This is a genomic window from Aurantiacibacter sp. MUD11 (assembly GCF_026967575.1).
GTDB lineage: Bacteria > Pseudomonadota > Alphaproteobacteria > Sphingomonadales > Sphingomonadaceae > Alteraurantiacibacter.
The window spans coordinates 1,231,983-1,244,467 of record NZ_CP114054.1 but is presented as its reverse complement, the minus strand read 5'-3'; the positions used below and the strand labels follow the sequence as shown (position 1 = coordinate 1,244,467).

Here is a 12,485-nt window from a genome sequence, read left to right as displayed (position 1 = left end):
CACGGTTCATCGCTCAAACCTTAGGTGACATCATCACACGCCAACCGGGAGAGCAGCCATGACCGACTATAGCGACGAGACAACGCCCCAAGCCACCGCTTTCTGGAAGAGGCCGCTGGTCCTCGCTTCGGGAATACTGGCCATCGGGCTTGCCGTGGGCGGTTTCATGACCGGAGACGGGCTGGTGCGGGCCAAGATGGCGGATCGCACGGTGACGGTGCGCGGCCTGGCGGAGCGTGACGTCGTGGCCGACCTGGCGGTGTGGACGCTGTCCTACTCCGCCACGGCGGGGAACCTGGCAGCCGCCCAGAACAGCGTGGACCGCGATACCGAGCAGTTGCGCGAGTTCTTCGCCGACCTGGGATTTCCGGGGGATGCCCTCCAGCCCGTGTCGGTGAACGCGTCCAGCTACACCCCCGATGACGGGATCACGCGCTATACCGTGAACCAGCGGATGAGCCTGCGCACCGAGGACATCGAGCGCGCCCAGCAGGCGGTGCGGCAGGAGTTCGAACTGGTGCGCCGCGGAGTGCTGCTGCAAAGCTCGAACATGAGCTTCACCTTCACCGGGCTCAACGACATCAAGCCGGAAATGGTGGCGGAGGCGACGCAGGACGCGCGCGCCGCGGCAGAACAGTTTGCGCTGGATTCGGGCGCGGACGTCGGCAGCATCCGCCGCGCCACGCAGGGCTATTTCTCCATCACCGCACGCGATGGCGATGCCGACGGCTGGGGTGCCGCCGATTCGCCGTTCAAGAAGGTACGGGTGGTGACCACCGTCGACTTCATGCTCGACTAGGCGCCTGTCGCTCGCCCAAACGAAAGGGCCCGCACCGTTGCCGGTACGGGCCCTCCCGTTCCTCGCTTGCGAGCGAAACTGGTTACATCGAGTAACCGATGGTGAAGAAGAAACCGGCGTCGGTGAAATCTTCGATGCTCGGGCCTTCGGTGTCGACGTAGTTCACGCCGAGCGACAGGCTGTCAGTCACGGCGAACGATGCGCCAAGACCCCAATCGAGCGAGTCGCCGTCCAGGTCGGTGGCGAACACGCCATCGGTGTAGCCGAGGTGCGCGCTCAGGGTGATCGGCGTGTCGGGGATGCCAGCTTCCAGATCGGTGTAGATGTAGAAGTTGTCACCGCCGCCCAGCGAATCCTGTTCCCAGGCATAGGCGACACCGACGGTCGCGCCCACCGGGCCGAGCGTGGTGCCGATCGAGGCGTAGGGTTCGAAGTAGTCGCTGTCGAAGCCGGCGACGTCGCCGGTCGGGTAGATGTAGTACAGCAGGCCGACATCGTAGGTGATGGCGCCGGCTTCACCGGCATAACCGGCGTAGACGTCGAGCTCGAGCTCGCCGTAGGCGGAGCCGCCGCTGATGGTCGAACCCCAGGTACCGACATAGAAACCGCCGATGGCAGCGTCGATGCCGCCCTGCAGCGCGATATCGCCGTCGGAGAAGGAGACGCCGCGGAAACGGTAGTCGGAAACGATGGCAACATTGCCGGAGAGTTCGACACCGATACCGCCATCATCATCGTCCTGCGCCATTGCAGGAGCCGCGAGGGCAGTGGAAAGTGCGAAAACAGAAGCAGCCGTGAGGCTGCGGACGGACGTAAGCATGGGCAATTTCCTCAATTGCTTGTGGTGAACAATGCTTCGTCCCACCTGCGCTACTCACGTGAGGGCCTCGTTTGTGTGCCCATTCTCCGTGAATGCGCAACGAACATGCACACTCATTGTGCAATGCACAAGAGAAATTGCGCAATGTCGCAGTGGCGCTATGAATGTGTGTGTTTTTGGCATCACATTCAGCACCGTGACAGTTCGAATCGATATTTCCGCGTCAGTCTCGCCAACCGATTGCACGCTCGTGCGTTGTCACTATGTGGGTGTGAACTGACGACGATGTTCCAATTCTTTCGATCCAAGAAGGCGGAGCCCGAGCTTCCGCATATCACGGCGAGCGTGCCGGAGGGCGAACGCGTCTATGCCGTGGGCGACATCCACGGCCGCAGCGATCTGTTCATTTCGCTGATCGAGGCGATCGAGCAGGACAATCGCGATGCCGGCCCGGCCGATACGACCGTGATCCTGCTGGGCGACCTGGTCGATCGCGGACCCGACAGCATCAACGTCATCGCCCTCGCGCGGGAGTGGATGAAGTTTCGCAAGGTGCGCGTGCTGATCGGCAACCACGAGGAAATGTTCCTCCGCAGCTTCGACAATCTCGACATGCTGCGCCACTTCCTGCGCCATGGCGGGCGGGAAACGGTGTTGAGTTACGGCTTGGACAAGAAGGCCTATACGCGCGCATCGATCGACGAGGTCCAGGAGATGATGGCCGCGGCGGTGCCGCAGGAAGACCTCGATTTCATCGCCGGCTTCGAGGACATGATCAGGATCGGTGACTACCTGTTCGTGCACGCCGGCATCGAACCGGGCGTGCCGCTCGAGCAGCAGAATGTCGGCAAGCTGCGGTGGATCCGCGAACCGTTCCTGAGCCATCAGGAACCGCATGAATTCGTCGTGGTGCATGGCCACACCATTGCCGAGGAACCGGTCGACCAAGGGAACCGGATCGGTATCGATACCGGTGCCTACATGCACGGCCGGCTGACGGCGCTGGTGCTTGAAGGGCAGTCACGCCGTTTCCTCTCCGCGATTGACGACGGTGAGGGCAGTATCTCGATTTCGGGTAGCCTGGTCAGCCAGTAAGGTGCCGGGGAGCCTGTAAGCCGGGTTCTGTCCCGCAGCCGGTTTCGTTGCCGACCAGCGCTGCGGGGGCAGCCATTCATCTTACGCGCGGGATTGCTCCCGACGCTCCAGCGACCAACCCGGATCTCTCGGAGCGAAACGCTCCTGCCTGTCGCCAGGCGCGAGACCCCTATGCGGTCTTGCTCCGGGTGGGGTTTGCCATGCGGGCCCTGTCACCAGGTCCCCGGTGCGCTCTTGCCGCACCCTTTCACCCTTGCCTGTGCCCTTTAGGGGCCATCGGCGGTATACTCTCTGTGGCACTTTCCCTGCGGTTACCCGCGGCGGGCGTTACCCGCCACCCTTGTTTCGTGGAGCCCGGACTTTCCTCGGTATCTTGCCCAAAAGGACAATGACACCGCGGCTGCCCGGCTCCCCGGCAGGCCCTATCTAGTGAGTCCGCGGTCGCGATCCAAGAGCAATTGGAAAAGGATCGCACGCACCTCGCCGTCGACTACGCCATTGATCATTTCCGGTCGCCAGCGGCGCTGGAAGGCCTCCACGGCCTTGTGACCGTCGGTGATGTCGTATCCGAACCGCTCCAGCGCGAGGTAGAAACTGGCATCGTTGTCGAACGGATCGCCGCGCTCCAGCTTGGTCGGACGCGCCAGGCAGAGGTGATATTCGGCCAGCCGGTCCCACGGAAACAGCTCGCCGGGATCGATCTTGCGCGCCGGTGCCACGTCCGAATGGCCGACCACATTGGCGCGCGGAATGTCGTGTTCCTTCACGATGCGGCCCAGCAGCGGGACGAGAGCCTCGAACTGCGCATCGGTGAATTCGCGATAGCCCAGCGCGTGGCCGGGATGGTCCAGCTCGATCCCGATGCTGGCCGAGTTCACATCCTTGTGCCCGCGCCAGTAGGACAGCCCGGCGTGCCAGGCGCGCTTGTTTTCCGGCACCAGGCGGATGACCTCGCCTTCCTCGGTGATGCAGTAATGCGCGCTGACCTTGGCTTCCGGGTCGCACATCCTCTCCAGCGCGGTCTCGACCGGCTTCATCTCGGTATAGTGCAGCACCACCATCGAAATCGGCAGGCTGCGCTCGTCGAAGTTGGGCGAGAGCTGTTCGCGATGGACCAGTTCGTCCCGCATCGGATCAGCCGATCAGGCCCTCTGGATCAGGCAGGACCGCGCCGAGCACCAGCGCTCCTTCACCATGGTGATACTGCACCGCGCCGCCATCGCGGTCGACGATCAGCCGGATCATGTGTGCCGGGGCCGTGCGGCCGGACAGTTCTTCCGGGGCGAGGCTGCCTTCCAGCGCCTTGCCGATATTGGCGTCGAAAGCGACGCGCGGGCCGGAGGCGCGGATGGCGATTTCCGTATTGCCGTCGTTCCGCTCCGCGCCGACCGACAGCGTGCCGCCGCGTACCAGGGAATCGAGGCCCATGGCGGCCAGGTTCAGCAGCACCTTCACGGCCGGCTTGGACAGGCTCGCCTCGCCGACCGCCCAATCCAGCGTCAGGCGTTCGTCGTTGCTGGTCAGCGCGGCCAGCAGCTCGCGCGGTTCCTCGACCGGTACCTGCTCGCCGAAGCCGCCGGCGGCGCCATAGGCGAGGCGGAAGAATTTCAGCTTGTGCGCGGAAATGCGCGCGCTCTGCTCCAGCAGGTCGAGGCAGCGCTGCCGCATCGTCGGGTCCTTCTCTTCCGCCAGCAGTTCCAACCCGTTGTTGAGCGCACCGACGGGGCTGAGCATGTCGTGGCAGAGGCGCGAACAGAGCAGGGCGGCGAGGTCGAGAGGAGAAGTCATGGCGATGATACTTGGCCTAGCGTTGGCGGTAATGTGGAACACTTGGAACACTGTCCTAGGGCAAAAATCCTTCGCTGCCACCTAGCCTTGCGAAAAAGCATGGGCGGCAACCTGGGCGAAGGCATGCATGCCGTTGTATTTAGGCGTTGGCGGCAGGGTAGGGAAGCGCCGTGAAGCCGCATTCGTCGTCGCGCCAGAACGTTACGTCACCTTCGCCGGTGACGATGGCCCAGATCGCCCCGTCATGCGCGGCCTCGGCCCGGTCGGTGGCCGACGGCTGCGCCGGGCCGAGCGGGTGCGAATGGTAATAGCCGAGCACCGCCGGCCCTCCGGCGCGAGCAGTGCGGTGGGCATCGATCAGCGCCTGCGGATCGATCTCGAAGTGCGTTTCGGGCTGCGGGTGGACATTGCGGGCCGGGGCGATGGCAGTGATCCGACCGGCCTCGCCCAGCAGCATGCCGCAGCACTCTCGCGGTGCCGCCTGCGCTGCTTCGGTGCGGAGCAAGTCCAACACGTCCCTTGTCACATGCACATCCATTGCCCATGGCCCTAGCATGGATGTGGCCGAAACCATCACCGGAACGCTTGCCAGCTCCACCCGCGCGGACAAGGCGCTGGCGGAAGTGACCGAGCTTTCGCGCGAGCGGATCAAGGCGCTGATGGCCGAGGGCAAGGTGCAGATCGCCGGCGAAATCGCTTCCTCTGCCTCGGCCAAGGTTCAAGCGGGGTTGAGCTTTTCCATCCACCTGCCACCCCCAAGCGATCCACAGGCTTGTCCACAGGATATCCCCATCACGGTGGTCTACGAAGACGAGCACCTGATCGTGGTCGACAAGCCCGCCGGAATGGTGGTGCACCCGGCAGCCGGCAACCCTGACGGCACGCTGGTCAATGCGCTGCTGCATCACTGCAAGGGCCAGCTTTCGGGCATCGGCGGGGTTGCCCGGCCGGGCATCGTCCATCGCATCGACAAGGACACTTCCGGCTTGCTGGTCGTTGCCAAGAGCGACGCAGCCCACGAAGGGCTGGCCAAGCAGTTCGCCGATCACTCGCTGGAACGCGCCTACCTAGCAATCTGCGGCGGCCATCCGTCGCCGCCCAGCGGCACGGTGGATGCCCGCATCGGGCGATCCGACCGCGACAGGAAGAAGATGGCGGTGCTGCCCAAGGATTCCTCGCGCGGAAAACATGCCGTCACGCATTATAAGACAATTCAGATGTTAGATCATTGCGCGCTGGTGGAATGCCGCCTCGAAACGGGGCGAACGCACCAGGTGCGAGTTCACCTTGCGTCAATCGGTCATTCGCTATTGGGGGATCCTGTCTATGGACGTGACCCTGCTCCGCTTCGGCCGATTCTCAAGGCGCTCGATTTCAGGCGCCAGGCGCTGCATGCGGCGCGACTCGGCTTTGTTCACCCCGTCACGGGTAACCGACTGTCGTTTTCGAGCGAATTACCCAGTGATATGCGGGAACTCATCGACGAAACAGGTCATTCCAATCGATGAAATGCACCCTATATCGGTTTGTGGTGCGTTATAAGACGTAAGCACCCAATGTGGCCGCCAAAAGCGGGTGCCCATCAGGGGCCTGCATCGAGTGGTCGACGCTAGGAAAGGTTTGGGACACAGTGAGTAACAATCGACCAACAGTGCCGGCGCTGGGCGGTGAGCAGGGACTCAACCGCTATCTGTCGGAAATCAAGAAGTTTCCCGTGCTGACGCCCGAGCAGGAATACATGCTCGCCGTGCGTTACCGGGAACATGACGATCCTGACGCCGCGGCGCAGCTCGTCACCTCGCACCTGCGTCTCGTGGCGAAGATCGCCATGGGCTACCGCGGCTATGGCCTGCCCGTTTCGGATCTGATTTCCGAGGGTAACGTCGGCCTGATGCAGGGCGTGAAGAAATTCGAGCCCGATCGCGGTTTCCGCCTGGCGACCTATGCCATGTGGTGGATCAAGGCCTCGATCCAGGAATTCATCCTCCGCAGCTGGTCGCTCGTGAAAATGGGCACCACCGCGGCGCAGAAGAAGCTGTTCTTCAACCTGCGCCGGATGAAGAAGCAGCTGGAAGCCTACGAAGACACCGACCTGTCGCCGGAGGACGTCACCAAGATCGCCACCGATCTGGGCGTGCCGGAGCAGGAAGTGGTCAACATGAACCGCCGGATGATGATGGGCGGCGACGGCTCGCTCAACACGCCGATGCGCAATGGCGAGGAAGGCTCCGGCGAGTGGCAGGACTGGCTGACCGACGATCGTCCGTTGCAGGACGTGATCGTTGCCGACGCCGAAGAGGCCGAGGTGCGCCGTGAAATGCTGATCGAGGCCATGGAAGCCCTCAACGAGCGTGAGCAGCACATCCTGACCGAACGCCGCCTGACGGAGAACCCGCAGACGCTGGAAGAGCTGTCGCAGGTCTACGACGTCAGCCGCGAACGTATCCGCCAGATCGAAGTGCGCGCGTTCGAGAAGCTGCAGAAGGCGATGCAGCGCATCGCGAGCGAGCGGCTGCTGCCCGCAGCGGCCTAAGCCACAAGAACCGACAAAAAACGGGGTGACCTTGCGGTCACCCCGAGTTGGTTGGGAGCAGCTAGCGTGCCGCTCCCACCGGGTCGCCTCGTGAATTCGGTGTGTTCGGGATGCCCTGCGTCAGATCTCGATGGCGGCGCGCAGCGTGGCTCGCATGTCCGCCCCGGACAGACTCTGGGTCGAAACTTCCGTTCCGGTGGCCAGCATGTCGACCAGGATCGCATCCTTGGCCTGTAGCCGGACGGTCTTTTCGGCCGCCTCCGCCTCCGCCTCGGCGGCGCGCTGGTTGGCATTGCGGACGCTCGACTGCTGGATCTGCACGCCCAGCAGCACGCCGGCGGCTGACGTTGCCAGGGTGCCGAGTGCGGCCAGCAGGTAGATCATCTGCTCCCACACATCCTCGCTGAAGCCGACTTCGCCTTCAGGTGGAAACAACCATGCCAGCTTGGTGATCAGCCAGACCAGCAGCACCAGGTAGACTGCCACAATCAGCAGGGCCGAAAGCATGCGCAGGTTTTCGCCCAGTGCGCCCATCATGCCGCTGCCCGTGCGCGGTGCTGCCGCTTCGTCCCCCGTTGCGTCCGTCATCGCCTGTCTCCTTTGCGACGACCATGTCACAACGGGACGGAACGGCGCGTGACGCGGATCACGCCTTGCTTCGCCATTGCGGCCAAACTAATCCCCGCACATGGCAAGACGGGTCTTCTGGTGGCTGGCGAAAGCGATCCTGTGGTTCGTGCTCATCACCGTGTCGCTGGTGCTGGTGCTGCGCTTCCTGCCCGTCACCTACACCGCGACCATGCTGATGGACGAACGCAGCGTGGTGCGCGACTGGGAGCCGCTGTCGCGCATCGACCGCAACATGGTGAGCGCCGTGATCGCGGCAGAGGACGGCAAGTTCTGCTCGCATGACGGCTTCGACCGCGAGGCGATCGAGGATGCGCTGGAAGAACGTGCCCAGGGCGGCCGCCAGCGCGGCGCCTCCACGATCAGCCAGCAGACCGCCAAGAACGTGTTCCTGTGGCAGGGCGGCGGCTGGTTCCGGAAGGGGCTGGAAGCCTATTTCACCGTGTTGATCGAGACGCTGTGGACCAAGCGGCGGATCATGGAAGTCTACCTCAACGTCGCCGAGACGGGGCTGGGCACCTATGGCGTGGAAAGCGGCGCACAGCGCTATTTCGGCCATTCCGCCGCCCGCCTCACCGCCGACGAGGCCAGCCGCATCGCCGCCGTGCTGCCAAGTCCGAAAACCCGCGAAGCGGTCAATCCGCGTGGCTTTACCGCGCGTTACGGCAATACGATCGAACGCCGCATCGGGCAGGTAAGGCGTGACGGCCTCGATTCCTGCGTCTACGAGTAGGGCAATGGGGGTCGGACACTCGCACAGCCATCACGGGCACGACCATGGCCACAGCCATGCGCCGGCGGACTTCGGACGCGCCTTCGCCATCGGCGTGGTGCTCAACACCGGCTTTGTCGTCGTCGAGGCGATCTTCGGCTTCCTTTCGGGGTCGATGGCACTGGTGGCCGATGCCGGGCACAACCTGTCCGACGTCCTCGGCCTGCTGATCGCCTGGGCCGCCAGCGTGGCGGCCAAGCGCCCGCCCTCGGCGCGCTTCACCTTCGGCCTCAAGAGCTCCACCATCCTCGCCGCGCTGGCCAATGCCGTGCTGCTGCTGCTGGCGATCGGGGCAATCCTGTTCGAAACGATCCACCGCTTTATCGATCCGGTAGAGCCGCAAGGCTGGACGATGATCTGGGTCGCGGGCATCGGCATCGTCATCAACACCGCCACCGCGCTGCTGTTCCTGCGCGGACGCAAGCACGACATCAACATTCGCGGCGCCTTCCTGCACATGGCGGCCGACGCCCTGGTGAGCGTGGGCGTGGTGATCGCCGGCGCGGCCATCCTGCTGACCGGGGCGGTGCTGATCGATCCGATCGTCAGCCTGATCATCGTGCTGGTGATCGCCTGGGGCACCTTCGGGCTGCTGAAAGACGCGGTGAAGATGAGCCTGCTGGCCGTGCCCGACAGCGTGAACGAGACGGAAGTGCGGGCTTTCCTCGCCGGCCTGCCGGGCGTGGAGCAGGTGCACCATCTGCATATCTGGCCGATGTCCACCACCGAGACGGCGCTGACCGCGCACTTGGTGATGCCCGGCGGCCATCCGGGCGATGCCTTCCTGCACAAGGCCGCGCACGAGCTTGAGCATCACCACGCCATCGGCCACGTCACCTTGCAGGTCGAGATCAGCCAGCGGACATCTACGGGAGGTTGTGCATGAGCGTGGTACGCGAAGGGGGCTGCGCTTGCGGCCAGGTCCGCCTGCGGATCAGCGGCGAACCGATGATGGTGCACAATTGCCATTGTCACCAATGCCAGCGGCAGACCGGCTCCACCAGCGTGGTCAACGGCTTCTGGGAAAGTGACAATGTCGAATTCCTGAGCGGCGAAACGCGCGAGGCGAGTTTGCCCGGGGGCAGCGGAAACCCGCATATCATCGTCAGCTGTGCGCAATGCAGCAGTCCGCTGCTGAGCTACTACGGCAGGCTCGGTCGCCTGATGTCGGGCGTGCGCGCCGGGGCGCTGGACGAGCCGGGTAGCATCACCCCCGATGTCGCCATCTTCACGCTCGAGAAGATGCCCTGGGTCACGCTGCCCGAGGGAATCCCCGCCTTCGACTATTACTATGACCCGCGCGAGGTCTTGCCCGAGGCCAGCCTCGACCGGCTGCGGGAGCTGGGTGTGCGGCGCAAGGCCGGCGAGGGCTAGCGCTCCGCGAAAGCCTCGGGATCGGGGCAGGGCAGTTCGGTGCTGTTGCGGGCGATTGCAATGCCGACATAGGGGTTGCGGCTTTCGAACTGGTAGATGAAGCCCAGCGTCTCCGGCCCTGTCGCCGGATCGACCACGTAGCGCATGTCGCCGTCTTCGGTGAAGCCAAGCACGGTGATCTTGTTGCCATAGAACCACAGCGTGATCGGCTCCCCTTCGTAGATGCGCCTGGTCGCGCATTCTCCGATGACGGAGGTGCTTTCACCTTCTTCCCGTGCCGAGATGTTGAAGGTCAGCAGCACCGGGTAATCTTCCGGATCAACCCGCCGGACATTGGCAGACCAGCTGACGCGAGCGGCCCAGCTAGGAACGTCTTCCGCCGGGACCGGACGATAGGCGAGCGGCGGACGCAGGCGCTCGCGCTCGACGAAGGTGCCTCCGTACCAGTCGCCGTCCTGGTCGAGCAGCACGACATCGGTGTTGAGGCCGGGCGCCTCGAGCTTCACGCCCTGTTCGAAGGCGCCATCGCCATCGAAGTCGCGAAAGCAGGTGCCACCTGAGCCCACAACGCGGTTGGTGAGCATGTGGCAGTACAGGCTCGGCCGGTTGGACGAGCCGTAAAGCCGTGTACCCACGATCAGCGGATTATCCCGGGAAGCGCCGATATCCCTCTGGGTATCCTCGTCAGGCACTTCCAGCAGTTCCACCGCGAGTTCGGGGCGGATGCGGGCAGTCAGCACGGGATCGCCGCGCTCCGCGATGTGTTCTTCACCGGGTGCTGCGGCCGTGAACTCGGCGACGAAACGCGTCGCGGTCTGTGTCTGCGCGGCAGCGGGCATTGCCCCCAGCATGGCGGCGGTTGCCAAGCCGGCCGCCAGCGAATCCTTCATCATTGCGGGAGTCCCTCCACCCCTTTCCCGCCTGCGTGGCGAGATTGCTCAGGCAGCTGTCATGTGGGCAAACCGAAAGGCGCGCAAGCGGCGATTTCCACTTGCGGCAGAACGGGTTGCTACGGGGTGGGAAGCAAGCCGAAGGCTTGCGCGGGAAGTGTTATTCCTGCGGTGCGGCACCCGGATCCTGCGTGGGCACCTCGCCGGTCGGATCGCTTTCGACCAGCTGCGCGACCTGCTGGTAGACCGCGGCATTCTGGTTCATCTGGTCGGCGACCGGCGGGTTCTGTTCGCCTACCTGCTGGAAGAACATGCTGGCGTCGCGGAGCATCTTGGCGGCGAGTTGGGCATTGGTGGGCATGGGTAATTCCTTGCTTGTCCCGCGCGGCCTGCGCGCGGGTATGGGATGGCGCCGGCAATCAGGCGCGCGGGATTGCGGCCCGAACGGGCCGTGCGAAAATTCCGGAAGTGCTAGGCCGGGTGGGAGGCTGGTGGCGGCAGGCGATTAGGCCGCCGCTTCCTTCTTGCCCTTGCCGTTGTCGTTGGCGAGCACGCGGACGGGTTCCTTGCGGCCCTCCACCACGTCGGCATCGACGACGACTTCGGTGACGTCTTCCATGCTGGGCAGGTCGAACATCGTATCGAGCAGCAGCCCTTCGACGATCGAACGCAGGCCACGCGCGCCGGTCTTGCGCTTGATCGCCTTCTCGGCAATCGCGGCCAGCGCCTCTTCGGTGAAGGTCAGTTCCACGTCCTCCAGCTCGAACAGCTTGTGGTACTGCTTCACCAGCGCGTTCTTCGGTTCCTTCAGGATCGTCACCAGCGCATCGGCATCGAGGTCGTGCAGCGTGGCGATGACCGGGAGGCGGCCGACGAATTCGGGGATCAGGCCGAACTTCAGCAGGTCTTCCGGCTCGCACTTCTCCAGCATCTCGCCAATCTTGGCCTTGCTCGGATCGGCGACATTGGCGCCGAAGCCGATCGAACGCTTCTGCAAGCGATCGCCGATGATCTTTTCCAGGCCGGCGAAAGCCCCGCCGCAGATGAACAGGATGTTCGTCGTGTCCACCTGCAGGAATTCCTGCTGCGGGTGCTTGCGGCCGCCCTGCGGCGGGACCGAGGCAGTGGTGCCTTCCATCAGCTTGAGCAGCGCCTGCTGGACGCCTTCGCCCGACACGTCGCGGGTGATGGAAGGGTTTTCCGCCTTGCGGGTGATCTTGTCGATCTCGTCGATGTAGACGATGCCATGCTGGGCCTTCTCGACGTTGTAGTCGCTGGCCTGCAGCAGCTTGAGGATGATGTTCTCCACGTCCTCGCCCACGTAACCGGCTTCGGTCAGCGTGGTGGCGTCGGCCATGGTGAAGGGCACGTCGAAAGTGCGTGCCAGCGTCTGCGCCAGCAGCGTCTTGCCGCTGCCGGTGGGGCCGACGAGCAGGATGTTCGACTTCGCCAGTTCGACGTCGCCCTGCTTGCCCGAGTACTTCAGGCGCTTGTAGTGGTTGTGCACGGCGACCGAGAGCACGCGCTTGGCGCGATCCTGGCCGATCACGTAGTCGTTGAGCGTGTCGCAGATTTCGACCGGGGCGGGCACGCCGCCGTCCTTGCGACCGCCAAGGCCGCTCTTGGCCTCTTCGCGGATGATGTCGTTGCACAGCTCGACACATTCGTCGCAGATGAACACGGTCGGACCGGCAATCAGCTTGCGCACCTCGTGCTGGCTCTTCCCGCAGAAGCTGCAGTAGAGGGTGCTCTTGCTATCGGTTCCGCTCAACTTGGTCATATCTTTC

15 protein-coding genes and 1 other RNA gene are annotated in these 12,485 nt (G+C 64.1%); 7 read left to right on the top strand and 9 right to left on the bottom strand.

Annotation, left to right across the window (positions count from 1 at the left end):
- The first annotated feature begins 58 nt into the window (after positions 1-58).
- Positions 59-799 (top strand): SIMPL domain-containing protein, encoded by a 741-nt coding sequence (locus tag OZN62_RS06235; protein ID WP_269101936.1) that lies wholly within the window; start codon positions 59-61, stop codon positions 797-799.
- Between the two features lie 82 nt (positions 800-881).
- On the opposite strand, the gene OZN62_RS06230 is transcribed toward OZN62_RS06235, so the two are convergent.
- Entirely contained in the window at positions 882-1,619 is a 738-nt protein-coding gene (locus tag OZN62_RS06230) for a TorF family putative porin (RefSeq protein ID WP_269101935.1), read from the bottom strand.
- A gap of 285 nt (positions 1,620-1,904) precedes the next feature.
- Here OZN62_RS06230 and OZN62_RS06225 point away from each other — a divergent pair, with 285 nt between their 5' ends.
- Positions 1,905-2,714, top strand: coding sequence for a metallophosphoesterase family protein (locus OZN62_RS06225; RefSeq protein WP_269101933.1), 810 nt, complete (start codon positions 1,905-1,907; stop codon positions 2,712-2,714).
- Here OZN62_RS06225 and rnpB read toward each other — a convergent pair.
- The 4 genes from rnpB to OZN62_RS06205 all read right to left on the bottom strand — a co-directional run bounded on the left by rnpB (position 2,715) and on the right by OZN62_RS06205 (position 5,016).
- Positions 2,715-3,130, bottom strand: an RNA gene (gene rnpB, locus OZN62_RS06220) — RNase P RNA component class A.
- 6 nt (positions 3,131-3,136) lie between these two features.
- Complete coding sequence (locus OZN62_RS06215; protein ID WP_269101932.1) at positions 3,137-3,844, bottom strand: N-acetylmuramoyl-L-alanine amidase; 708 nt, start codon at positions 3,842-3,844, stop codon at positions 3,137-3,139.
- A gap of 4 nt (positions 3,845-3,848) precedes the next feature.
- Positions 3,849-4,502, bottom strand: a complete 654-nt coding sequence (locus tag OZN62_RS06210) for a histidine phosphotransferase family protein (RefSeq protein ID WP_269101930.1) — start codon at positions 4,500-4,502, stop codon at positions 3,849-3,851.
- A 139-nt stretch (positions 4,503-4,641) separates the two neighbouring features.
- The gene (locus OZN62_RS06205; RefSeq protein WP_442864393.1) at positions 4,642-5,016 is read right to left on the bottom strand and encodes a M67 family metallopeptidase; all 375 of its coding nucleotides are present in this window, start codon (positions 5,014-5,016) and stop codon (positions 4,642-4,644) included.
- Between the two features lie 40 nt (positions 5,017-5,056).
- On the opposite strand from OZN62_RS06205, the gene OZN62_RS06200 reads away from it, so the two are divergent.
- The gene (locus OZN62_RS06200) at positions 5,057-6,010 is read left to right on the top strand and encodes an RluA family pseudouridine synthase (protein WP_269101927.1); all 954 of its coding nucleotides are present in this window, start codon (positions 5,057-5,059) and stop codon (positions 6,008-6,010) included.
- A gap of 122 nt (positions 6,011-6,132) precedes the next feature.
- A complete protein-coding gene (gene rpoH / locus OZN62_RS06195; RefSeq protein ID WP_269101925.1) occupies positions 6,133-7,035 on the top strand; it encodes an RNA polymerase sigma factor RpoH in 903 nt (300 codons plus the stop codon).
- A 120-nt stretch (positions 7,036-7,155) separates the two neighbouring features.
- On the opposite strand, the gene OZN62_RS06190 is transcribed toward rpoH, so the two are convergent.
- Positions 7,156-7,623 carry a hypothetical protein gene (locus OZN62_RS06190; protein WP_269101924.1) on the bottom strand — a complete coding sequence of 156 codons (468 nt, stop codon included), beginning with the start codon at positions 7,621-7,623 and terminating at the stop codon, positions 7,156-7,158.
- A 100-nt stretch (positions 7,624-7,723) separates the two neighbouring features.
- Between OZN62_RS06190 and mtgA the strand changes: the two genes are divergently transcribed.
- The 3 genes from mtgA to OZN62_RS06175 are packed head-to-tail and all read left to right on the top strand — an operon-like array spanning position 7,724 to position 9,808.
- On the top strand, positions 7,724-8,395 hold the full coding sequence (mtgA, locus tag OZN62_RS06185) for a monofunctional biosynthetic peptidoglycan transglycosylase (protein ID WP_269101923.1): 672 nt from the start codon (positions 7,724-7,726) through the stop codon (positions 8,393-8,395).
- A gap of 4 nt (positions 8,396-8,399) precedes the next feature.
- A complete protein-coding gene (locus OZN62_RS06180) occupies positions 8,400-9,320 on the top strand; it encodes a cation diffusion facilitator family transporter (protein WP_269101922.1) in 921 nt (306 codons plus the stop codon).
- Entirely contained in the window at positions 9,317-9,808 is a 492-nt protein-coding gene (locus OZN62_RS06175) for a GFA family protein (RefSeq protein WP_269101921.1), read from the top strand. The genes OZN62_RS06180 and OZN62_RS06175 overlap by 4 nt, the downstream gene beginning before the upstream one ends.
- Here the strand turns inward: OZN62_RS06175 and OZN62_RS06170 are convergent.
- From OZN62_RS06170 to clpX, 3 genes are all read right to left on the bottom strand, one after another.
- The gene (locus OZN62_RS06170; RefSeq protein WP_269101920.1) at positions 9,805-10,701 is read right to left on the bottom strand and encodes a hypothetical protein; all 897 of its coding nucleotides are present in this window, start codon (positions 10,699-10,701) and stop codon (positions 9,805-9,807) included. The two genes, OZN62_RS06175 and OZN62_RS06170, sit on opposite strands and share 4 nt — an antisense overlap.
- 157 nt (positions 10,702-10,858) lie before the next feature.
- Complete coding sequence (locus OZN62_RS06165; RefSeq protein WP_269101918.1) at positions 10,859-11,059, bottom strand: hypothetical protein; 201 nt, start codon at positions 11,057-11,059, stop codon at positions 10,859-10,861.
- A gap of 144 nt (positions 11,060-11,203) precedes the next feature.
- Entirely contained in the window at positions 11,204-12,478 is a 1,275-nt protein-coding gene (gene clpX / locus OZN62_RS06160) for an ATP-dependent Clp protease ATP-binding subunit ClpX (protein WP_269101917.1), read from the bottom strand.
- Between the last annotated feature and the right edge of the window lie 7 nt (positions 12,479-12,485).